This is a genomic window from Brevundimonas sp. AVps4, from assembly GCF_058681525.1.
In genome coordinates, this window is sequence record NZ_CM178741.1 from 1,292,894 (window position 1) to 1,314,648 (window position 21,755).

Annotated in this window: 23 protein-coding genes; 7 read left to right on the forward strand and 16 right to left on the reverse strand. The window is 67.6% G+C overall.

The genetic code is table 11. The features are described 5' to 3' along the window. Positions 1-9 precede the first annotated feature (9 nt). The 5 genes from ACW178_RS06365 to ACW178_RS06385 all read right to left on the reverse strand — a co-directional run bounded on the left by ACW178_RS06365 (position 10) and on the right by ACW178_RS06385 (position 7,387). Entirely contained in the window at positions 10-1,722 is a 1,713-nt protein-coding gene (locus ACW178_RS06365; protein WP_191558370.1) for an MFS transporter, read from the reverse strand. Then, a complete protein-coding gene (locus ACW178_RS06370; RefSeq protein WP_492024978.1) occupies positions 1,722-2,297 on the reverse strand; it encodes a TetR family transcriptional regulator in 576 nt (191 codons plus the stop codon). The genes ACW178_RS06365 and ACW178_RS06370 overlap by 1 nt, the downstream gene beginning before the upstream one ends. A 232-nt stretch (positions 2,298-2,529) precedes the next feature. Continuing rightward, positions 2,530-3,039 carry a GNAT family N-acetyltransferase gene (locus tag ACW178_RS06375; protein ID WP_492024979.1) on the reverse strand — a complete coding sequence of 170 codons (510 nt, stop codon included), beginning with the start codon at positions 3,037-3,039 and terminating at the stop codon, positions 2,530-2,532. Continuing rightward, positions 3,036-5,117, reverse strand: coding sequence for a S46 family peptidase (locus ACW178_RS06380; protein WP_191558367.1), 2,082 nt, complete (start codon positions 5,115-5,117; stop codon positions 3,036-3,038). The genes ACW178_RS06375 and ACW178_RS06380 overlap by 4 nt, the downstream gene beginning before the upstream one ends. Positions 5,118-5,299: 182 nt before the next feature. Next, positions 5,300-7,387, reverse strand: coding sequence for a S46 family peptidase (locus tag ACW178_RS06385; protein ID WP_054764944.1), 2,088 nt, complete (start codon positions 7,385-7,387; stop codon positions 5,300-5,302). 210 nt (positions 7,388-7,597) lie between these two features. Between ACW178_RS06385 and ACW178_RS06390 the strand changes: the two genes are divergently transcribed. The 3 genes from ACW178_RS06390 to ACW178_RS06400 are packed head-to-tail and all read left to right on the forward strand — an operon-like array spanning position 7,598 to position 10,559. Further along, on the forward strand, positions 7,598-8,767 hold the full coding sequence (locus ACW178_RS06390) for an ABC transporter permease (protein WP_152949664.1): 1,170 nt from the start codon (positions 7,598-7,600) through the stop codon (positions 8,765-8,767). Next, on the forward strand, positions 8,764-9,519 hold the full coding sequence (locus tag ACW178_RS06395; protein WP_152949665.1) for an ABC transporter ATP-binding protein: 756 nt from the start codon (positions 8,764-8,766) through the stop codon (positions 9,517-9,519). The genes ACW178_RS06390 and ACW178_RS06395 overlap by 4 nt, the downstream gene beginning before the upstream one ends. 26 nt (positions 9,520-9,545) lie before the next feature. Next, positions 9,546-10,559, forward strand: a complete 1,014-nt coding sequence (locus ACW178_RS06400) for an HlyD family secretion protein (RefSeq protein WP_287103465.1) — start codon at positions 9,546-9,548, stop codon at positions 10,557-10,559. 9 nt (positions 10,560-10,568) lie between these two features. On the opposite strand, the gene ACW178_RS06405 is transcribed toward ACW178_RS06400, so the two are convergent. Together ACW178_RS06405 and ACW178_RS06410 are read right to left on the reverse strand one after the other, a co-directional pair. Beyond that, positions 10,569-11,366 (reverse strand): crotonase/enoyl-CoA hydratase family protein, encoded by a 798-nt coding sequence (locus ACW178_RS06405; RefSeq protein ID WP_182713988.1) that lies wholly within the window; start codon positions 11,364-11,366, stop codon positions 10,569-10,571. 115 nt (positions 11,367-11,481) lie between these two features. Further along, the gene (locus tag ACW178_RS06410) at positions 11,482-11,634 is read right to left on the reverse strand and encodes a hypothetical protein (protein WP_007390126.1); all 153 of its coding nucleotides are present in this window, start codon (positions 11,632-11,634) and stop codon (positions 11,482-11,484) included. Positions 11,635-11,789: 155 nt separating this feature from the next. Here ACW178_RS06410 and ACW178_RS06415 point away from each other — a divergent pair, with 155 nt between their 5' ends. Both ACW178_RS06415 and ACW178_RS06420 read left to right on the forward strand, forming a co-directional pair. Next, positions 11,790-12,008, forward strand: a complete 219-nt coding sequence (locus ACW178_RS06415) for a DUF1289 domain-containing protein (RefSeq protein WP_375782443.1) — start codon at positions 11,790-11,792, stop codon at positions 12,006-12,008. A gap of 88 nt (positions 12,009-12,096) precedes the next feature. After that, entirely contained in the window at positions 12,097-12,621 is a 525-nt protein-coding gene (locus tag ACW178_RS06420) for a retropepsin-like aspartic protease family protein (RefSeq protein WP_287103459.1), read from the forward strand. Here the strand turns inward: ACW178_RS06420 and pgsA are convergent. The 5 genes from pgsA to ACW178_RS06445 all read right to left on the reverse strand — a co-directional run bounded on the left by pgsA (position 12,618) and on the right by ACW178_RS06445 (position 15,694). After that, positions 12,618-13,265: a CDP-diacylglycerol--glycerol-3-phosphate 3-phosphatidyltransferase gene (gene pgsA, locus ACW178_RS06425; protein ID WP_054764951.1), complete on the reverse strand. Its 648-nt coding sequence runs from the start codon at positions 13,263-13,265 to the stop codon at positions 12,618-12,620. The two genes, ACW178_RS06420 and pgsA, sit on opposite strands and share 4 nt — an antisense overlap. Continuing rightward, a complete protein-coding gene (locus ACW178_RS06430) occupies positions 13,262-13,717 on the reverse strand; it encodes a PIN domain-containing protein (RefSeq protein ID WP_287396481.1) in 456 nt (151 codons plus the stop codon). Before ACW178_RS06430 ends, pgsA begins: the two co-directional genes overlap by 4 nt. Next, positions 13,714-13,959, reverse strand: coding sequence for a type II toxin-antitoxin system Phd/YefM family antitoxin (locus ACW178_RS06435; protein WP_287104467.1), 246 nt, complete (start codon positions 13,957-13,959; stop codon positions 13,714-13,716). Before ACW178_RS06435 ends, ACW178_RS06430 begins: the two co-directional genes overlap by 4 nt. A gap of 36 nt (positions 13,960-13,995) precedes the next feature. Next, positions 13,996-14,622 carry a carbonic anhydrase gene (locus ACW178_RS06440; protein WP_287104466.1) on the reverse strand — a complete coding sequence of 209 codons (627 nt, stop codon included), beginning with the start codon at positions 14,620-14,622 and terminating at the stop codon, positions 13,996-13,998. 97 nt (positions 14,623-14,719) lie between these two features. Then, on the reverse strand, positions 14,720-15,694 hold the full coding sequence (locus ACW178_RS06445; protein WP_287104464.1) for a sodium-dependent bicarbonate transport family permease: 975 nt from the start codon (positions 15,692-15,694) through the stop codon (positions 14,720-14,722). 94 nt (positions 15,695-15,788) lie between these two features. Between ACW178_RS06445 and ACW178_RS06450 the strand changes: the two genes are divergently transcribed. Then, complete coding sequence (locus ACW178_RS06450) at positions 15,789-16,643, forward strand: LysR substrate-binding domain-containing protein (protein WP_287104462.1); 855 nt, start codon at positions 15,789-15,791, stop codon at positions 16,641-16,643. A 7-nt stretch (positions 16,644-16,650) separates the two neighbouring features. Here the strand turns inward: ACW178_RS06450 and uvrC are convergent, their stop codons facing one another. The 4 genes from uvrC to ACW178_RS06470 all read right to left on the reverse strand — a co-directional run bounded on the left by uvrC (position 16,651) and on the right by ACW178_RS06470 (position 20,502). Beyond that, positions 16,651-18,522 carry an excinuclease ABC subunit UvrC gene (gene uvrC / locus ACW178_RS06455; RefSeq protein WP_287104460.1) on the reverse strand — a complete coding sequence of 624 codons (1,872 nt, stop codon included), beginning with the start codon at positions 18,520-18,522 and terminating at the stop codon, positions 16,651-16,653. A gap of 199 nt (positions 18,523-18,721) precedes the next feature. Continuing rightward, positions 18,722-19,168, reverse strand: coding sequence for a DMT family transporter (locus tag ACW178_RS06460; RefSeq protein ID WP_191558363.1), 447 nt, complete (start codon positions 19,166-19,168; stop codon positions 18,722-18,724). Positions 19,169-19,199: 31 nt separating this feature from the next. Continuing rightward, complete coding sequence (locus tag ACW178_RS06465; protein ID WP_492024980.1) at positions 19,200-20,063, reverse strand: alpha/beta hydrolase; 864 nt, start codon at positions 20,061-20,063, stop codon at positions 19,200-19,202. Positions 20,064-20,124: 61 nt separating this feature from the next. Then, on the reverse strand, positions 20,125-20,502 hold the full coding sequence (locus tag ACW178_RS06470) for an NUDIX domain-containing protein (protein WP_287103377.1): 378 nt from the start codon (positions 20,500-20,502) through the stop codon (positions 20,125-20,127). 212 nt (positions 20,503-20,714) lie between these two features. Here ACW178_RS06470 and ACW178_RS06475 point away from each other — a divergent pair, with 212 nt between their 5' ends. Then, positions 20,715-21,755, forward strand: a complete 1,041-nt coding sequence (locus ACW178_RS06475) for an AAA family ATPase (RefSeq protein ID WP_492024981.1) — start codon at positions 20,715-20,717, stop codon at positions 21,753-21,755.

The following is a 21,755-nucleotide window of genomic DNA, read 5'->3' on the forward strand; positions in this document are numbered from 1 at the left end:
TCTCAGGGATCAGTCGGCGGCGGCGACGGCGGCGGTTGCGGCCTCGGGCGCGGGGGTTCGGGCGTCACGTCTGGCCTGACGGCGCGCCTTGAGGCGGGGGCGCAGATGCACCGCCGTCACCCAGGCGCAGCCCAGGCCGGCGACCCCGGCGATGATCAGGAAGACGTCGTTATAGGCCAGGACGTTGGCCTGTTGCGTCACCTGGCGCGTCAGCAGAGCCACGCCCTCGGCGTTCAGCTGGGCGGGGTCGGTAACGGTCGAGGCGTAGGCGCCGGACAGCTGGCGCAGGCGCAGAACCACCTGGGGGTCCAGGCTGGTGATGTCGGCGGCCAGCTGGTTCGAATGGAACTTCTCGCGCACCACCTGGATCGTGCCGATCAGGGCCGAGCCGGCCAAGCCGCCCAGGTTCTGAAGCACGCTGAACATGACGATGAAGCTGATGATGTTGCGGGCGCCCTGTTGCAGCACCTTGCCCACCCCGATCAGCAGGGCCGGGCCGACGAACAGGGCCGAGGCGAAGGCGACCAGGGCCTGGCTGACATAGAGCTGGGCCGGGCGGGTCAGGACGGTGGCGTGACTGTCCATATAGGCGCCGACGGCGATCAGGCCGAGGGCAATGGCGATGGGCAGGTTCAGCCGGGTCATGTCCAGCGTGAGGGCGGCGACCGCCGTCCCGGCCATCATGGCCAGCAGGATGACCAGGAAGAGGCCGTGGAGCTGATCGGGGCCCAGGCCGACCACGGTCAGGAAGCCCACGGCGCCCGAGGTCTGTTCGGACAGGGTGATGCGGATCAGGAGGATGGCGCCGAACAGACGCAGGATGTCGGGGCCCGTCAGCCAGCGGACGTTGATCAGCGGGTTCTTGCGGTCGTACTCGATCATCAGGGCGGCGGTCAGCAGCAGGATCGCCCCCGCCAAAGCCCAGCCGATCCAGGCGGCCTCGGTCCACCAGACGATCCGGCCCAGGCCCAGAACGGCGGCCAGCAGGGCCACGCCGGGGGCGAACAGGGCGAAGGTGACGAAGTCCAGCGGCTCGAACAGTTTCAGTCGTTCTGACGGTGGAAGGCGCAGCACCTGCACCGCCGCCCAGGCCAGAAGCGCCATGCCCAGTTCGAAGGTGTAGAAGGCGCGCCAGTCGTTCAGCTCCAGCAGGCTGGGCATGATCAGGCGGGCGATGGGTACGGCGAAGCTGGACAGGCCGATGCCGATCACCAGGCCCTTCAACCGGTGCTGGGCCGGAAAGGCCTGGATCATATAGAGGAAGCCCAGGCTGCTGAGCCCCGCCGCCGCCATGCCGGCAACGGCCCGGACGAACAGGGTCGATTCATAGTTGTCGACGGCCAGGTGGGCGGCGCAGGTGACGACGAAGGCGGTCAGGCAGATCTGGGTGAACAGGCGCAGGCCGTACTGCTGTCTGAACTTGAACAGGATCAGGTTCATGCAGGCGTTGGTCATGACGAAGACGACCGGCAGCCAGGCGGCTTCACTGGGGGTGATTCCCAGAGAGCCCTGAAGACTCGTCAGATTGGCGGTCACAGCCGCATTGCCCAGACTGCCGACCAGGGCCACCAGGACGCCGGTCAGGGCGTACTGAAGCCTCAGCCAGGCCGTGTGGTCGGGCGTGGCGGGCGAGCCGGGCAGGGTGGGCCGCTCGTGCGGTTTCAGCGTCGCCAGATACTGGTCCCACGGCAGATGCCAGTTGTGATCGGCGCGGCGGGGCATCAGGACGCCTCGGGCCGGGGCCGCAGGCCGTCGAGGATGAGGACGCGGGTGCGTTGGGAGACCGCCTGGCGCTCGGCTTCGTCCGCGCCCTGGAAGCCGGCGCCGAGCAGGGTGGCGATCAGGCGAATATCCATCGGCCGCAGATCCTTTCGCACCAGGCCGGCCGCCTGGGCGCGTTGCAGAGGGGCGGCGCCCGCCTCCATCAAGCTTTGCCGCAGGGGCGTAAGCGCGTCGGGCGACCGAACGTTCCGCACCAGGCCCGCCAGACCGGCGTTGCGGACCATGTCTTCGGCCAGCCGGTCCAGAAACCAGAAGAAGACCTCGGGCGTCTCGCCCTGTTCGGCGGTGCGGTGGTCCAGGTCGGCGACGTCGGCTTCGAGCACGGCCAGGGCCAGTTCGGTGCGGTCGGCGAAATGGCGATACAGGGTGCCGCGTCCGACGCCGGCCTTTTCCGCGATCAGGTCCAGCGGCGCGTCCAGACCCTGGTCGGCGAAGACCGCGCGCGCGGCGTCCAGCAGGGCGGCGCGGTTGTGGATGACGTCCTTGCGGAGAGGTTTGGGGGCGGGGCGCGACATGGTGACGCGCTTAAATGGACACGAGTGTCCGTTTTGCAAGGGGAGGTCTTCGAAGATTCCTCTCCCAGCGGGAGAGGGCTTGAGCGCCTGAGAGCGTAGCGATCAGTCTTGCCCGACCCGAAGGGCGGCGCGCAGCAGCCAAAGGGCGAGGGTGCGGCGGTGCGAGCTGGCCCGCCGGCGGGCCCTCATCCGGCCCTTCGGGCCACCTTCTCCCCATGGGAGAAGGAAGAAATTAGAGTCCCTTCTCCAGCACCACGAAGTGCAGGTCCGGCCGGGGCGGGTCCACGGGGAAGGGGCGGGTTTCGCCGGTGAGATGGTATCCGCGCCGTTCGTACCAGGCGATCAGCTCGGCGCGGCGGTGGATGACGGTCATTTCCATGCGGCGGGCGGCGAAGCGGGTCACGGCCTCGCTCTCGGCGGCGGCGAGGAGACGGCGGCCCAGGCCGGAGGCTTGCAGGATGGGCTCGACCGTCAGCATGCCGAGGTAGGTCCGGCCGTCGCCGACGCGGGCCACCTGGACGCAGCCGACCAGGGCGCCGTTGCGGTGGGCCAGCAGAATGACCCTGTCGGGATCGGCGATCAGGGCCGACAGTTCCTCGGCGCTGGTGCGGGTGTCGAACAGCAGGTCCGCCTCATGCGTCCAGCCGGCCTTGGCCGTCTCGCTCCGATAGGCGCGCTCGATCAGGGGATGAAGCGCGGCGACGTCGTCGAGGATCGCCGCGCGGAAGGCGATGTCGCTCACCGCTCCCGGTCTGGGGAAACGCCCAGCTCCCGCACCAGATGGTCCATGCCATAGACGTCGCGCAGGGCCACGGTGACGGCCTGGGTGGTGACGATGACGCTGCGGTTGACGGCGCGGTCGTAGCCATAGGCGTTGCGCTGGGTCAGGACGGTGGAATCGAAGTTGGCGCCGATGATCTCGCCCTTCGCATTGATGGCGGGCGAGCCGGAAGAGCCGCCGATGGTGTCGGTCGAGACGGCCATGTCCATCGCCGCGTTCGGGTCGATCCGGTCCTTGGCCGCCAGCAATTTGGGCGCGACGGCGAAGGGCTCGGCCCCCGTGGCGCGGTCCCACAGGCCGGCGAAGGTGGTGAAGGCGGCGAACCTCTGGCCCGGAACGTCGGAGCCTTCGACCTTGCCGTAGGTCAGGCGAAGCGTGCCGGTGGCGTCGGGATACACGGCGTCGCCATAGGCGGCGAAACGGGCGGCGGCCAGCTGTTCCGAGGCGCGGTCGGTCGGGGCCTGGACGCGGGTCTCCCAGGCGTCGCGCACGGCGCGGGCGTCCGCGTCGATCGCCAGGGCGTACTGGATCATCGGATCGGTCGAGGCCTGGATCGCGGCCAGACCCCCGGTCCACAGGGCGCGGCGCACGGCCGGGTCGGCCAGGGTCGTGCCGGCGACCAGACGCGCCGACAGGCCCTCGGGGCTTTCCTTGCCCAGCAGGGTGCGGACCGAGGGGTTATCGACCGTCAGCCATTCGCGGGTCTTGGACAGCCACCACTCCAGCCGGATCTGCTCAAGTTCCGGATAGGTGGGGCGTTCGGCGAACAGGCGGGATTCGACGCCGGACAGGCGGCTGTCGGCGAACTCGGGCAGGCGCTGGTCGGACGGCTTGGCCCGCTCCTGGGCGCCGCGCACCAGGGTGCGGGCATAGGCGAACAGCTGCGATCCCCCGGCGACCGAGGTCGTCCCCAGACCCGTCCCGCCCTCCAGCAGCGCCATGGAGGGATAGAGTTCGCGGGCGACCGGCTGGACCGCGCTGAGGTTGGACCAGGGATAGACGCCGGAGGCGGCGGCGCGGGCGCGGAAGTCGGCTTCCTGCTCGGCTTTACGAGCCATGAAGGCCGGATCGATCAGGGCGGCCATCCGGCCGCGGCCGCGCTTGTAGGTGTTCTCCAGACCCACGATGGGGTCCATGGCGATGAAGGCCTGCTCCTCGCCCTCTTCGGAATAGCGGATCAGCCGGCCGCGCAGCTCGGACGCGATCAACTGGTCCAGCGGCAGCACCACGTCGCGGATGGTGGTCAGCTGGTCCATCGTCAGAAGACGCTGGGTGGCGCCGGGGTTGCCGGAGATGAAGACGGCCTCGCCCTCGGTCGGCTTGTTTGGGTTCCAGGCGAAATGGGTCGGGGTCTCGACCGGCTTTCCGTCTTCGTACAGGCGGATGAAGGCCGCATCGACGGCGAAGCGGGGGAAGGAGAAGTTGTCCAGATCGCCGCCGAAGGTGGCGGCCCGATCCTCAGGCGCCCAGGCCAGGCGGACGTCGGAATATTTGCGGTACTTGTAGAGTTTGAACTGGCCGCCCCGGTACAGGCTGACGACCTGGCAGCGGATCTTGGGGTCGTTTCCGCAGGCTTCGCTTTCGATCCGACCGGCCTCGGCGTCGCGGGCCTGGGTGAAGGCCTGGCCTTCAAGCCCTTCGCCCGCCTTGTGCATCCGCTCGGTCACGTCCGAGATATCGGTCAGGATCTCGGCGGTGGCGCCGGGGCATTTCAGCTCTTCCTCGCGCGATTTCGGCAGGAAGCCGGTCTCGGCGTAGTTGACCTGGGGCGTGGACAGGTTGGCGACGCAGGTGGCGACGCAGTGATTGTTGGTCATCACCAGGCCCTGGCCCGAGACCACGCCCGCCGAACAACCGCCGAACTTGACCGAGGACAGGCGGACGCGGTCCAGGAAGGCTTGGTCGATATTGGTCCCCAGCGTCTGATTGGCGCGGGCGATGGGGAAGTTGTCGTAGGTCCACATGCCTTCTTCGGCGCCGGCCGAAGTGGCGAAGGCGACTGCGACGACGGCGGCGGAGGCGAGAAGGGCGAGGCGCATGGGATGGTCCTTGAAGTCTCCTCCCCATCGCTCCGCGATGGGGAGGCGGCGCGGCGCGACTTCGCGCCGTGACGGAGGGGCTCTGAGATACATGACAGGCGCCGGTGCGGTGGTGAAGAGCCCCTCCACCGCTACGCGGTCCCCCTCCCCGCAAAGCGGGGAGGAGACTTTATGACCCGGCCTTACCGCCGCACGCCCAGTTCGCGCAGCAGGCGCGGCTGGTTGTAGACGGTGCGCAGCGCCTCGGTGATGGCGGCGGTCGAGACGGTGACGGTGCGGTTCAGCTCGCCGTCATAGCCGAAGCTGCCGCCCAGCGAGTGGATGTTGCCGTCGAAGGCGGCGCCGATGACTTCACCCTTGGCGTTGATGACGGGCGAGCCGGAGTTGCCGCCGATGATGTCGTTGGTCGAGACGAAGTCATAGACGGTCGACTTGTTCACCTTGCCCTCGGCCGCCAGCCAGTCCTCGGCCGCGTTGAAGGGCTCGGCGCCCGTATTCCGCTCGTACAGACCGCCGATATAGGTGAAGGGCTCCACCGTCACGCCGCGATAGGTCCAGCCCTTAACCTGGCCGTAGGAGAGGCGCAGGGAGAAGGTGGCGTCGGGATAGAGGTTGGTTCCGTAGACCGCGAACCGGGCCTGGGCGATCTTTTCGGCGGCGCGGCTGGTCGGGCCGGACACGGCCGCTTCCCACTGGGTGCGGACGGCCTGGGCGGCGTCGTCATTGGCCAGAACGAACTGGATCATCGGATCGCCCGAGGCGGCCAGCTGTTCCGGCGTCATGGCCAAGGCTTCGGCGCGGAAGGCCGGATCGGCCAGGCGGGTGCCCTCGACGGTGCGCTCAGCGATCTGCTCGGGACTTTCCTTGCCCAGCAGGGCTTTAACGCTGGGATTGTCCACCGTCAGATATTCGCGGGTCTTGGACAGCCAGAACGACATCTGAATCTTCTCGATGTCGTCGGAGATCGGGGCGTCCTGCGCCAGGCGGCGGCCCAGGGCGGCGATGTCCGCCTCGGAATAGCCGGCGCGGCGTTCGGCCGCAGGCTTGGCCCGCTCCTTGGCGGCGCGGACGATGGCCTTGGCGTAGCTGTACAGCTGCGAGCGCGGACCCGATTCCAGCTGGCGATAAGGCAGGTAAAGGTCGCGCTGGGCGGCGGCGGCGCGCTCCAGCTCGGCCCAGGGGTCGCCGATCCGTTGGGCCAGGGCGGGGTCGGCCGCGACGCGCTGGCGCAGCTCCTGCTCCTCAGCGCGCTTCTTGGCCATGAAGGCGGGGTCGGTCAGGGCGCCCTGCTGGCCGTAATAGACCTTGAAGCTGTTCTCCAGGCCGAAGATCGGATCGACCGAGACCCGCTTGGCCTCTTCGCTGGTGGTCGCATATTCCAGCAGGCGACCGCGCAGTTCCGAGGTCTGGATCAGGGTGATCGGCAGCTGCTGATCGCGCAGGACCTCCAGCTGGGCCATGGTCAACAGGCGCGAGGTCGAGCCGGGGTTGCCGGCGACGAAGGTTACGTCGCCTTCCTTGGGCGCATTGGGGTTCCACGTCAGGTGGTTCGGCGTGGAGACCGGCTTGCCGTCCTCGTAGGCGCGCAGGAAGGCCGCATCCAGGGCGTAGCGCGGGAAGTTGAAATTGTCCGGATCGCCGCCGAAGAAGGCCGCCTGAAACTCGGGCGCGAAGACCAGACGCACATCCTCGTACTTGCGGAACTTGTAGAGCTTGTACTGACCGCCGCGGTACAGGCTGATGACCTGGCAGGTCAGCTTCTGATCGTCGCCGCAGACTTCCTTTTGAATCTTGTCGATCTCGGCCGCGCGGGCGCGCACGAAGGCGGCGCCCTCAAGCCCGGCGCCGGCGGCGGTGACGCGGTCGGTGACGTCGGTGATGTCGGTCAGGATCTCGGCCGTCTGGCCGGGGCATTTCTTCTCTTCCTCGCGGGTCGCGGGCATCCAGCCGTTCTTGACGTAGTCGTTCTGGGCGTCCGACAGGTCCTGAACGCAGCTGACGACGCAGTGGTGGTTGGTCAGGATCAGGCCTTCGCCCGAAACCAGCGAAGCCGAACAGCCCTGCAGACGCACGGCGGCGTTGCGCACCCGATCCAGCCAGGCCTGGTCGAGGTTCGTGCCGTATTTCTCATTCACCGTGGCGATGGGGAAGTTGTCGAAGGTCCACATGCCCTCATCGGCCTTGGCGGGGGTCGCAGGCGCGGACAGGACGACGGTCGCGGCGCCGAGGGCGGCCAGCGAGGCGGTGAGACGAAGGGACGGCAGGGACATTTGGAAACTTCCTCCAGAGCGCGGGACCGGGCTGATCCGCTGTTATCTTGTAACTAGCGCCGTTTCATCGACGCCGCCAAGAGCCAGACGCCGATAGCCCGGCGATCGGTCCCTCGCAATCGCGCCGATGCGAAGCCTTACCCCGATTTAACTTGGCGCTGAGGCACGCGCCGGTCAGATAGACCCCATACCGGGGGTTTATCGACGACCATGTCGCTTGCATTATCAACCTTGCTCTACGAGTGGCGCCGCTACATGGCCGCCATTGTGGCGCTCGCCTTTTCGGGCCTGCTGGTGCTGGCCCAGGTCGGCATGTTCATGGGGATCGGCAAGGCCTTTACGGCCCAGATCGACCGCGCCCGCGCCGACATCATGATCCTGAGCCCCGGGGCCACGGCCCTGTTCAACGGCGGCCCCTCGGGCGTGCCGCGGCGCATCATGCCGGTGGTCTATCAGCACCCCGAAGTCCTGGCCGTCGCCGACCTGGACGGGTCCGGCGGGCGTTGGCAAAACATCGTCAAGGACAAGGAGCCGGGCGCCGAGCCTGCGGCCCCCGGCGCCAAGAAGATGGAGTTCGTCAACGTCACCACCATCGACGCCATGCCCGGCGCGGTGACGGTGCCCGTCGACTATTCCGACGATCTGGTCGAGGCCCTGCGCCAGCCCTATGCGGTGGCGGTGGACCAGACCGCCCTGGGACGGCTGGGCGTCAAACTGGGCGACCAGGCCACCTATAACGGCAAGACCGTGCGGGTCGCGGCCGTGACCCAGGGCTATCCCAATATGATGCAGGCCACGGTCGTCATGTCGCGCGACACCCTGCGGATGCTGGGCGAGGCCAATACCGGCGAACGGGTCGGGCCGCTGATGGTCCAGATCAAGGATCCCTCGCGCGCCCCGATCGTGGTGGCCCAGCTGAACGCCATCTCCAACGGCCAGTTCAAGGCCTGGACCCGCCAGGACCTGGCCAAGGCCAATGAGGGGGCGATGATGAAGGAGAGCTTCATCGCCATCATGCTGGGCTTCTCGCTGTTCCTGGGCATTCTGATCGGGGTGGCCATCACCTGGCAGACGCTGCGCGGCGCCATCATGGCGAACATCAAGGAGTTCGCCTCTCTGCGGGCTCTGGGCGTGTCTATGGGGTCGCTGCGGCGGATCGTGCTGGAACTCAGCTTCTGGGTCGGGATCGCCGGGGTTCTGGCGGCCTTCGCCCTGACCTGGGCCGTCAGCCTGCTGGCCGCGGGTTCGGGCCTGACCATGTCCTTCCCGCCCACCATGGTGATGATGGTCTCGGCCATGCTGGTGGTGATCGCCCTGCTGTCCGGCTTCCTGTCGCTGGGCGTCCTGAAGAAGAGCCAGCCTGCGGACCTGCTGCGATGAGCGTTCATACCAAAGTCCACGGCAAGCACGGCGATTTCGCCATCGAGGCCAAGGGTCTGGTCAAGCGGTTCAAAACGGGCCGCAGCTGGGTCGAGGTGCTGAAGGGCGTCGATTTCGACGCGCGCCACGGCGACCTGACCATGGTCATGGGGCCGTCCGGCTCGGGCAAGTCGACCCTGATCGCCAATCTGTCCGGCCTGCTGAAGCCTGAAGAGGGGCGGGTCGATATTCTGGACGTCGACGACCTGTGGAAATACGGCTCGGGCCGGATCGACAAGTTCCGGCTGGATCACTGCGGCTTCATCTTTCAGGGCTTCAACCTGTTTCCGTCGCTGACGGCGCTGCAACAGGTGATGACGGTCCTGAAATATCAGGGCCTGTCGCCGTCGGAAGCCAAGAAGCGCGCCACCACCGCCCTAGAGGAGGTCGGCCTGGGCCATCGCTTGAACCAGCGGCCCAGCGCCCTGTCGGGCGGCGAGAAGCAGCGCGTCGCCATCGCCCGCGCCCTGGCCAAGAACCCGCAGATCCTGTTCGCCGACGAACCCACCTCGGCCCTGGACGGCGAGAACGGCCAGGTGGTCATTCGACTGCTGCGCCGGGCCGCCACCGAACACGGCGCCGCCGTGATCTGCGTGACCCACGACCCGCGCCTGGAAGCCTGGGCGGACCGGGTCATCCACATCGAAGACGGCAAGATCCTGGACGATCAACGCCGCACCCCTGATCCCGACGCCCAGCTGGCGTCCCACTAAGCTCTTTTCGAACGGACTGAACCGTCATGCCCGCCTTTCTCAAAAACAAATGGCTCTGGATCGGCCTGATCCTGATCGTCGTCCTCGTCGTCGGCTTCATGGCCTTCAGCAAGGCCGGCGCGGCCAAGAAGGCCGAGGTCGAAAAGGCCGCCGCCCAGAAGATCGACAGCCCCTACGCCGCCATCGCCAACGGCAAGGCTGACGTCGAGGGCGGGGTGATCAAGGTCGCCGCCCGTCGCGGCGGCGTGGTCCGCGAAGTCTTCGTCAATGAAGGCGACAAGGTGGTCGCCGGCCAGATCCTGGCCCGCCAGGAAGACGACGAGACCCGTTTGGCGGCCCAGAGCGCGGCGGCTGCGGTGTCCGAGGCGCGCGCCCAGCTGGGCATGACGCGGGTGGAGCTGGCGACGGCCCGCCGCGAATATGAGCGGCTGTCGAAACTAGCCGCGACCAACTTCGTCGCCGCCCAGCGTCTGGACCAGGCCCGCGACCAGATCGCCCAGGCCGAGGCCCGGATGTCGTCCCAGAACGCCGCCGTCCAGACCGCCCAGTCCCGCCTGGACGAGGCCCGCTATAATCAGGAGCTGACGGTGATCCGCGCCCCGATGAACGGCCGCATCGCCCGCCGCTACGCCCAGCCGGGCGCCGGCGCCTCGACCCTGAACGTCACGGCCATGTTCGATCTGGAGCCCGAGACCGACCGCATCGTTCGCGCCGAGATCGTCGAGGCCGACCTGCCCAACGTGACCGTCGGCCAGGAGGTCGAACTGACCCCCGAAGGCGATCCCACCAAGATTTCGGTGGGCCGCGTCCTGCGCCGCGCCGCCGTCTTCGGCGCCCGCCAGCTGCAGTCCGAAGACCCTTCGGCCCGCACCGACGAACGGGTGGTCGAGGTCGTGGTCTCGGCCGACGACACCCCCTTCCTGATCGGCCAGCGCGTCCTGGTGAAGTTCATGAAGCCCGGTCAGAAGGCCGGCGTCGCCCGTCCAGTCGCCGCCGGCGTCGGCCCCGACCAGGCCATGCGCCCGGCGGGGCAGAAGTAAGGGATCGGATCAGCGGCCGGTGAAATCCGCCGGCCGCTTTTCCAGCACGGCTTTGACGCCTTCCTGATGGTCGTCGGTCATATGGGCCAGGGCCTGCATGGCCGCCGACAGCTCCAGGATCTGTTCGAAGGTCTGGTCGCGGCCCTGGCGCATCAGGGTCTTGGCCATGCGCAGGGCCTGGGGCGGCTGGGCGGCGATTTCACCGGCTATGGTCAGGGCCTCGTCCATCAGCCGGTCGTGCGCCACGACCCGGTTGACCAGGCCCCAGCGCTCGGCCGTCTCGGCGTCGATGCTGCGGCCGGTGAACAGCATTTCGGCGGCGCGGGCGTAGCCGACGTCGCGCGGCAGCCGCCAGGCGCCCCCGTCGCCGGGGATAATGCCCAGCTTCAGAAACGGCACGCCGAAGCTGGCCCGGTCCGAAGCGATGCGGATGTCGGCTGTGGCGGCGATGCCGCAGCCCAAGCCCATGGCCGGGCCGTTGACCGCCGAGACCAGCGGAATCTCCAGATCATAGAGGCTGCGGACGATCCGGTGGACGACGCGGCGATAGCGGACGCGAATCTCCGCGCCTGATCCTTCGAACAGGTCCCGCCGGTCGCGCATGGCGGTCAGATCGCCCCCGGCCGAAAAGGCCCGCCCCGCCCCGGTCAGGACGACGCATTTGACCGTCATGTCCGCATTCGCGCGGGCGCAGGCCTCCGCGAATTCATCGCCGTCGCCCAGGTCGGGCAGGGCGTTCAGCCGCGCCTCACGGTCCAGCGTCCAGATCAGCACCGCGCCCTGGCGGGTTTCGGCAATCAGCCCCATGGGTCGTCTCCCTTGTTCCCCCTCTCATCGTCCGCCGCCGTCGCGTCAGGCAAGGTCGGAATTGCAAAAGCCCCGGTCGGGACCGGGGCTCCTGCACGTCCGGCTCGCGAAGCCGTCAGCGTTTCTTGGGCGTATAGGGTACGAAGTTGGACGGATGGCTGGCCGCCCGTCCCGAGTTAGACGGCATGTGCCGACTGTTGACCAGCATCCCGCCCCAAAGGGCGAAGGACATCATGGCGTGTTGGAGGTTGCGCTCCTTATCGTTCATCTTGGCGTCTCCTTTCGCAGAACGATGAAAAGAGACGCGTCGTACCTAGGGATCTCACCATCAGTCGTTTCGCGTCGATGACCAAGATAACCATCTTTCCGCAAAGTGCAAATTTTTAAGTCAGTAACCGGAGTATTTTTTATGAAGATGTCGTATTGAGCGCCGCGACCCCGCCCCGCCGCCCGCCCCAGGCGATCGCCACGCCGTGCGTCATGGTGTGCGCCGTCGACGGCGAAAGCGGCCTGTGTCTGGGCTGTTTTCGAACCCTGAAGGAGATCGCCGGCTGGCGCGCTCTGGGGGAGGATGAGCGGACGCGGATCATGGCGGAACTGCCCGCGCGGCGCGACCGGATCGACCCCGCCAAACTGGGCTGAGGGGACCGGGTAGAGGGGATGGGCGTTTAAGACTTCGTCAGCCACGTCGCTTCACCGCATCCCAACGGGCGACCGCTATTGGGAAGGAATGATCCGCATCGATCTTCAGTCCGTCGTCGTGCTGGGCGCATCCCTGGCGGCCTCGTTCGCGACGGCCCTGGCGATCCGTCACCTGGACGGTGGCGAGCCCGCCCTGGCGGCGGCCCAGCCGGAACGCCTCGCCGTCGCGCAGGCGTCCGCCTCCGGGACCGCGACCCAGGTGGTGAAGGGGCCGGACGGCCACTACTGGGCCCAGGCGACCATCGAGGGCCGGGCCGTTCGGGTTCTGATCGACACGGGCGCCAGCGTGGTGGCCCTGACGCGGACCGATGCGCGACGGCTGGGCGTCGATCCGGCGCCGGACGCCTTTACGGGGCGGGTGCAGACCGCCTCAGGCCTGGCCCGCGCCGCGCCTGTCGAACTGGCGGCGGTCTCGGTCGCAGGCGCGCGGGTCGAGCGGGTCCAGGCCCTGGTGGTCGAAGAGGGGCTGGCCTATTCCCTGTTGGGCATGAGCTATCTGGGGCGGCTGTCGGCCTTTGAGGCGACGCCCAGCGGTCTGACGCTGAGACCCTAAAGATCCTGCATCTGACGCCGAGCTTCGCGGAAATACTGCCAGCCGGTCCACAGGGTGATGACGGCGGCGAACCAGATCAGGAAGACGGCGAAGGATTCGAAGGCCGGCTGCCAGGACAGGGGCGAGCCGTCCTCGTTCTGAAGGCCGAAGGCGTCCCACAGCAGGGTCAGTTGCAGGGCCGCCAGCGCCACCATCTGGACCGTGGTCTTCCATTTGGCGGCCAGGGTGACGGGCAGTTCGATGCGCCCCGCCATGGTCTCGCGCAGGGCCGAGACCGCGAACTCACGGAACAGGATCAGGCCGCAGGGCAGGGCGATGCCCGGCAGGGAGCCGGACGCCAAGACGCCCAGAATGGCCCCGGTGATCAGAACCTTGTCCGCGATCGGGTCCAGAATGGCGCCCCAGCGGGTGGTGGCGTTCCAGCGCCGCGCCAAAAAGCCGTCCACCCAGTCGGTCGAGGCGGCGATGACGAAGATCCAGAAGGCCCACAGGCCGAACTTCAGCTGGGTTTCCGGCGACAGCCAGGCGTCCAGAGCCCCCGGCGCGGCGCCGGCCAGCATGGCGAACATCACCACCCCGGCGAACAGGCGGATGCCCGTCAGGATGTTGGGGATCGGATTGGCGCGGAGGGCGGGCGCGGTCATGACGGGATCTCCAGCAGGGACGCGAGCAGGGGGTGAAGCGTCTCCGCGAACGGATTGGCGACGGTGACGCCTCGATAGACGAAGCCGTCCTGCATGTCTTCGGAAAGCAGAAGGCCGCAGCCGGCTTCGGCGGCGACGGTCAGGATCAGGGCGTCCCAGATCTGAAGATTGAAGAAGGCCGCGGCCTCGAGCGCCGCGTCCATGGTTGCGGCCGAGGCGGCAGTCAGGCCGACGCCTGCGCTCCAATCGAGAACGATCTTTCGCGCGATTTTGGGCGGATGGCCGCCCTTGCGGGTCAGGATATTGTAAAATTCGCCCGCGACCTGGGTCGGGATGACCAGGCTGTGGTCGGCGAGGGTCTTGATCAGCCGGCCGGCCCGTCGCCGCTTGGCGCCGTCGTCCCCAATGCCGGCGGCGTATCCCAGGACATTGGTGTCCAGCGCCAGCTTCAAGCGTAGCCGTCTTCGCGTGTGATGCGTCCGGGCGCGCGAGCGGGCAGTGCGGTCAAATCCTCCACGAGCGCGTGAAGTCGGGCGACCCGTTCATCGTTCTTCTGTTCGTCCGTGACCGCCGGGGTGATCCGCACCAAAGGCTTGCCGTGGGCGGTGACGACATAGGATTCGCCGGACGCCACCTCGCGGAAGATGCGCGAGAAGTCGCGGTTGGCTTCGGTGGCGGTGATGGTCCGTTCCATGCGCATAAAGTAGTGTTTTTCACTATTTTATGCAACTCACCCCAACGGCTCGAACCTCGCCTTGTCAGTCAGGGCGGTCAGGACGCCGTCGGCGATTCCGAAATGAAGCCCGCTGAGCTCCAGTTCGCCCTTGGCTTCACGCTCGGCGATCCAGGGAAAGGTGCGCAGGTTTCGGATCGACAGACGCACCACGGCCTCTTCGGCGGCGCGCTCCAGTTCGTTCGGCGCGACGGTTTCGGCGACGTGCTGAACCACCGGCGTGCCTTGGGCGATCCAGGGGGCCACGAAGTCGGCGACGACGTCCGGCGCGCCGTTGATCATGGCGTTGACCCCGCCGCAGTGGGCGTGACCCATGACGACGATCCGTTTGACGCCCAGAACCTTGACCCCGAACTCCAGGGCCGCCGAAACCCCGTGCAGCTTGCCGTCCGGTTCATAGGGCGGAACCAGATTGGCGACGTTGCGGACGACGAACAACTCGCCCGGCTTGGCGTCGAAGATCAGGGCCGGATCGGCGCGGCTGTCGGAACAGGCGACGATCAGGGTGTGCGGCGTCTGGCCCTTTTCAGCCAGGGTTTCGTACTCGGCGCGCGCCTCGGGCCAGTGTTCGGCGCGGAAGCGGCGATAACCTGACAGGAGAGGGTCTTTGGACGGATCGGACATGGGGGGGGTATAGGACCCAATCTCGGGACGGGGGAGAGGTGAAAGCGGGAAAAATCGCCGTCGCCTCTCCGGTTCCGCACCTCCGTGGGTCAGGCGTCTAGGCCCACAGCCAGACTGCGGCCGCCGTATAGAGGGCGATGCCGATCACGAGGTTGAAGGGAAAGGTTACGGCCAGGGAGGCGGTGACGAAGACGCCGGGATCGGCCTTGGGCGCCGCGACCCGCATGGCGGCGGGCACGGCGATGTAGGAGGCCGAGCCCGCAAGGACGGCCAGCATGGCTGCGTCGCCGAGTCCAAGACCCGCCAGTCGTCCCAGGGCCAGGGCGACGCCTGCCGAGAGGACGGGGAAGCCGAGAGCGAAACCGATCACCGGCCAGGTCAGCTTGCGCCGATCCGCCATCAGGCTGCGCGCGGCGGTCAGACCCAGGTCCAGCAGGAAGAAGCACAGGGCGCCCTGGAACAGCGGATTGACGAACAGGTCCAGCTTCTTCAGCCCCGCCTCGCCTGAAATGAGGCCGACCAGGAAGCTGCCCAGCAGCATCACCGTCGCCGCCCCGACCAGAACTTCGCGCAGGACGACGCCCCGGCCGGTCGACGGCTCGCGGCCGGCGCCGTGCATCAGGACCAGGGCGGTCAGGATCGCCGGCGTCTCCATCAGGGCCAGCACCGCCGCCATATAGCCGCCGGGCGCCAGGCCCAGGGCGGTCAGATGCTGCTGACCGGCGGCGAAGGTCACCACCGACACCGATCCATAGGTCGCCGCCAGGGCGCACAGGGTCGGACGATCCAGTCGCGACGTCCAGCGCAGCAGGATGAAGGCCAGGAGCGGCATGAAGGCGCTGAGCGCCAGACCTAGGGCCCCGGCGGTGAGAAAGTCGGCCTGAAGCCCGGCGGCCCGCGCTTCCACGCCCCCACGAAAGCCGATGCACAGCATCAGATAAAGGGAGATCGCCTTGGCGACCTGCTCCGGTATGGACAGGTCTGATCGAGCAAAGGCCGCAGCCGCGCCTACGAAGAAGAACAGGATGGCGGGCGAGGACAGCAGTCCGAGACTGGCGGTGATATCGGGCATGGGGGCTCCAACACTCAGTGCGGGCCCTTTGCCCGCCCCGCCCCAGACGCGCCAGTTTATTGACTTGATGTGCGGCATAACGAACAGTTATGGCATGACCAGTCTCGACATCGATCTGCTGCGGACCTTCGTGACGGTGGTCGAAACCCACAGCTTCACCCGGGCGGCCCAGCAACGCGGCCTGACCCAGCCGGCCGTCAGCTTGCAGATGCGGCGGCTGGAGCAGCAGCTCGGGGCGCCGCTGCTGGACCGGGGCGGCGCCAGGGTGGGGCTGACCACCGAGGGGGCGGCCCTGCTGCCCCAGGCGCGGCGGCTGTTGAAGCTGAACGACGAAATCATCGCCACGCTGAGCGACGGCGAGCCCGAGGGCGAGGTGCGGTTCGGGGCGCCGGAAGACATCGCCACGGTTCATCTGCCGGGCATACTGGGGGCCTTCGCGCGCAGCCATCCGCGCATCCGGCTGTCGGTGACATGCGACTATACCGCCAATCTGCTGGATCAGCTGTCGCGCGGACTGCTGGACCTGGCCCTGGTCAAGCGCGAGGCCGGGGGCGCCGACCTGGGGCTGAAGGTGTGGAGCGAGCCGCTGGTCTGGGTGGCCCAAGACGCCTCGGTCGCGGAGGTCTCGCCGCTGCCCCTGATCATCGCGCCTGCGCCGGACATCTATCGCAAGCGCGCGCTACAGGCGTTGGAGACGGCGGGGATCGGATTCCGGGCGTCCTTCACCTCGCCCAGTCTTGCCGGTCAGATGGCGGCGCTACGGGCGGGGCTGGGCGTCGGAGTTCTGCCGGCCGCCATGGCGCCGCGCGATCTGGCGGTGGTGAAGACCCTGCCCGCCCTGCACGACAGCGAGATCGCCCTGGTGTCGGCGCGCGGCTCGGGCGGTCCCGCCAAGCTGCTGGCGCAGGAGGTGTTTCGAAGCCTGGAGCGTGCGCCGGATCGCGCCTAGCCCTGAATTACCGCGCCTGGGGATGGAAGAAGGCGTAGATGCGTTCGGCCAGGGCCTGGCTGACGCCGTCCACTTTGACCAGGTCGGCGACGGAGGCGCGGCCGACGCCCTTGGCCGAGCCGAAGGCGTGGAGCAGGGCCTTCTTGCGGCCCGGGCCGACCCCTTCGATCTCGTCCAGCGGATTCCTGCGGATGTCCATCGAGCGGCGCTTGGCGTGGGCGCCGTTGGCGAAACGGTGGGCCTCGTCGCGCAGCCGCTGGAGATAATAGAGGGCCGGGGACTTCAGCGGCAGCATGAAGGGGGCTTTGCCGGGCATGAAGAACTTTTCCATCCCCGCGTCGCGATCGGGCCCCTTGGCGACCCCCACCACGGCGATGTCGTCCAGGCCCAGGTCGGCCATGACGGCCAGAACCTCGGCCAGCTGGCCCGCGCCGCCGTCAATCAGCAGCAGGTCCGGGCGCACAACTTCCTCGCCCTCCTCTTCGTCCTTGACCAGACGGGCGAAGCGGCGACGCATGACCTCGCGCATCATGCCGTAGTCGTCGCCGGGCGTCAGATCCTCGCCGCGGATGTTGAACTTGCGGTACTGGGACTTCTGGAAGCCTTCCGGGCCGGCCACGATCATGCCGCCCACCGCATTGGTCCCCTGGATATGGGCGTTGTCATAGACCTCGATCCGCTCGGGTCGGGCCTCCAGGCCGAAGGCCTCGCACACCTCGTCGAGGATCTTGCCCTGGGCGGAGCTTTCGGCGAGGCGACGGCCCAGGGCCTCTTTCGCATTGGTCAGGGCGTGGTCGACCAGGGCCAGCTTCTCGCCGCGCTGGGGTTTGGCGATCTCGACCTTTCGGTCCGCCTTCATCGAAAAGGCCTCTTCCAGCAGCTCCAGCTCGTGCGGCCGGACGTTGGACAGGATCAGGCGCGGGATCGGCTTGTCCTCATAGAACTGGCCCAGGAAGGCGGCCAGGATCTCAGGGTCGGTGTCGGTCTTGTCCACGCGGGGGAAGTAGGCGCGGCCGCCCCAGTTCTGGCCCGCGCGATAGAAGAAGACCTGGACGCAGGCCTGGCCCCCGTCGGAGTGCAGGGCGAAGACGTCGCCCTCTGCCACGCTGTCGGCGCTGACGGAGTTCTCCATCGAGATGGCCGACAGGGCGCGGATGCGGTCGCGGACCCGGGCGGCCTGTTCGAAGTCCATGGCGTCGGACGCGGCCTGCATCTCCTGCGACAGGCGGCCGATCACGGCGCGGGACTTGCCGCGCAGGAACTGCTCGGCCTCGTTCACCAGCTCGCCGTAGTCCTCCAGCGAGATCAGGCCGGTGCAGGGGGCCGAACAGCGCTTGATCTGGTGCAGCATGCAGGGCCGGGTGCGGGTCTCATAGACGCTGTCGGAGCATGAGCGCAGCAGGAAGGCCTTCTGCAGGGTGTTCAGGGTCCGGTTCACCGCCCAGGTCGAGGCGAAGGGGCCGAAATACTGGCCCGGCGTGGTGTGGGCGCCGCGATGCTTGCGGATCTGGGGCGCGCGGTGGTCGCTGCGGATCATCAGCTCGGCGAAGGACTTGTCGTCGCGCAGCACGACGTTGAAGCGCGGCTTCAGCTTCTTGATGAAGTTGGATTCCAGCAGCAGGGCTTCGGTCTCGGTGGCGGTGACCACCAGCTCCATCGACCGAGTCAGGGAGACCATCAGGCCGATCCGCTGGGTGTGGAACCGCCCTTGCGCGTACTGGACGATCCGCTTCTTCAGCGACTTGGCCTTGCCGACATACAGACAGGCGCCGTCTTCGCCATACATGCGATAGACGCCCGGCTTGTCGGGCGCCCGACGCGCCTCGTCGGCGATCAGGGCGGCGGCCTTCAAGGTCGAATCGAGCGTCTCCTCGGTCATCGGGATGGATATAGGGGCTCGGAAGGAGGGGCGGAACAGACCTTCCCCCGCTTGCGGGGGAAGTGTCAGCTCGTCGAGCGTAGCGAGACGGCTGACGATGAGGGGAGTTTCACTTCAGGGAAGAAGACTTCCCTCTCCGTCGCTGGATCGCTGCGCGATCGACGCGCTGCCTCTCCCGCAAGCGGGAGAGGGTCTGGGTTTACGAGCGGCGAACCAGAAGGACGCCCGCCAGAACCAGGCCCACCCCGGCGATCCGGCCCAGGTTCAGCGGCTGGCGCGGCACGCCCAGGGCGCCGAAATGATCCAGGATCAGGCTGAGCAGCAGTTGGCCCCCGACCATCAGGGTGATGGTCATGGCCACCCCCAGGCGCGGCACGCCCCAGGCGGCGGCCACCACGAAACAGGCGCCGTAGACCCCGCCCAGCCAGGCGTACCAGGGCAGGGCGCGGGCGGCGGCCATGTCGGGCCGGGTCTGCATCAGGGCGGCGAGGATGCCCAGCACCGTCGTGCCCACGGCGAAGGAGATGAAGGCCGCATTGACCGGCGAGGCCGCGGCGGTCGCCAGCTTGGCGTTGGTCGGCGCCTGGAGGGCGGTGGCGCCCCCGGCCAGGACGACGACGAGGATGGCGAGGAGCGACGGGTTCATGGCCCCTGGCTAGCACGCCGCCCGCCTTTTGTTAGCCCGAGATGAAGCGGGCGGCGCGTTCGCCCTCCGGATCGCCGGCGGCGCCGAAGCCGCGATTGATCGTCATATGGCTGTCGTCGGGGGCGGGAACGACCTCGGCCCGGCCGCCGGCGCGGGTCAGGGCCTCGGCCAGGCCCCGGCTCTGGACGGCCGAATCCTGACGCCGGGCGACGTGGAAGATCAAGAAGGGCGGATAGGCGACGCCGGGGCGGACGCGCAGGGTGGGCGATAGGGCGGCGGCCTGGTCGCCGAAGGCCTGGTCATAGGTCTGGCCCAGCCACTGGTCGATGCGGCCGTCCCCGCGCGGCGCCGTGGCGTCATAGCCGGCGCCGTCCAGCAGGATCACCCCCGCCAGATCCGACGGCCTCAGCCCGAACGCGCCCAGATAGTCGGGGTCGATTCCGACCAGGGCGGCCAGATGCGCCCCGGCCGAATGGCCCATCAGATAGAGCGGCCGGCCGGGCAGGCGGCGTTTCAGGTCGGCCACGGCGGCGGCGACGTCCATGGCCGACTCGCGGGCGCTGACGGCGGGCGCCAGTCGATAGCCGGTCGAGGCCAGGGTCAGGCCGTGGCGGCGGGCATAGGCCGGCAGCTCATTGACCCGCGTCCGCTCGCCCCGCGACCAGCCGCCGCCGTGGACGAACATCAGGACCGGTCCTGCGCCCCGGTCGGCGTAGAGATCATAGGCCTGAAGCGGATCGGGGCCGAAGGCGACGGTCTGGGACGGCGCCGGGGTCGCCGTGGACGGCCCCGTTCGACGGCGCCGCCGATCTCCGCGCGTTTGGGCCAGAGCAGCATTGGGCAGGACGGCGCCGAGGGCCAGCCCCATCAGGGCCAGGCGACGGGAGACGGGCATAGAAGGATCCTTTCCGAACAGGCTTGGCCGTTCTGAAACGGATCAGCGGATCGTTTCCGTCTCACCAGAGGTCGGAAACCGGGGCGCCGTCGAAGATTTCGGCCAGCCGCGCGCGACAGCCCCGATTGACGTCGGCGGGCAGGGCGGCGGGGGGAAACCAGCCGACCTCGGCGATCTCGCCGCGACTGGTCGGTTCGCCCGGCTCGAAGGCGTCGATGACGAAGACGGCGACGTGATCGCCGGGAAAGAACCGCTCATTGGAATGGATCGACACCAGGCGCGGCGCCGACCGCGCGATCAGCCCGGCCTCCTCACGCAGTTCGCGCGCCACGGCCTGATGGGTTGTCTCGCCCCGATCCACCCCGCCCCCCGGCAACCACCAGCCCTTCAGATAGGTGTGCCGCACCAGCAGCACCCGCCCCTGGGCGTCCGTCGCCACGGCCCGCAAGCAGACGTCTGACCCGTCAGCACATGGTTCGTTCTCAACAGCGATGAGTGGCGACATAATTTTCACGCACGGAAGTGGCCGAGTGGACCATCACCACACTGGACAGGCGAAGGTAGAACAGGTTCGCTCAGTAGTGGCGCTGGCCGCCGATTCTCTCACCCCGGTCGTGGCCGCCATGGTCGGGCCTTGAACGATCCGCAACAATGAAGCTCATTCGACGCATCGAGATCAGCTACCTTCGGTCCCTATACACGGCGGTGCTCGATAGGCTTGGCGACATGAATGTCGTTTTCGGACGCAACGATAGCGGCAAGTCGAACCTTCTAAGAGCCCTCAACCTCTTCTTCAACGAGAAGACCGAGCCCGGCCAGGACGGAATTGACTTCGATCTGGACTTCAGCGACATCCGCCGCGACGCTGCGAAGGCAGCCAAGGGTCGGCAGTTCATTGCCATCCGAGTCGACTTCAATGTTCCTCAAAACTATCGCTTGTCGCTCGGTGAAACGGTGTCGATCAAGCGGCAATGGAACATCGACGGCGATATGACGGAGACGCCGCCGCGCGGTCTATCCAAGGGGTCGCGTATCCAACTGACCCGATTTCTCAACCAGATCGACTTCACATATATCCCCGCCATCAAGGACCTCAAAGTCTTCGGCGACCTGATCGAACGAATGTACGCTGCTACCGCCGAGAGCAGTGGCTTCGAGGCGGCGACCGACACCTTCGTGGATGCTATACGAAGCCAAACGAGCGGCCTCTCTGACGGTCTAAGCAAATTGTTCGGCTCGACGACTCGTCTAGCCGCGCCAACCGACATGGGACTGCTGTTCCGGTCACTCGATTTTGCTCACGGCGAGGACGGACACTCGTTGCTAAGACAGAAAGGCGATGGCGTAAAAGCGCGCCATCTTCCCGAGCTCCTGCGCTACATCAACGACAACGAATCCGGGAAGAAGTTCTTCCTCTGGGGTTTCGAAGAGCCCGAGAACTCCCTGGACCTCGGCGCGGCGGATGCTGAAGCGGAGCGCTTTGCGGTAATCGCCGCCCGCCCGGACACGCAGGTATTCATCACGAGCCATTCCCCGGCCTTCTATCTCTCGAACTCCGAACAGACGAAGACAGACATTCGCCGCATCTTTGTTTCGAAACAGCGAGCCAGCCACGAAGGATCTGATCCGGTCACACCCAAGAATGCCATCAGCGTGATCGATGATCTCGCAGACGCCGTGACGTGCCCCTGA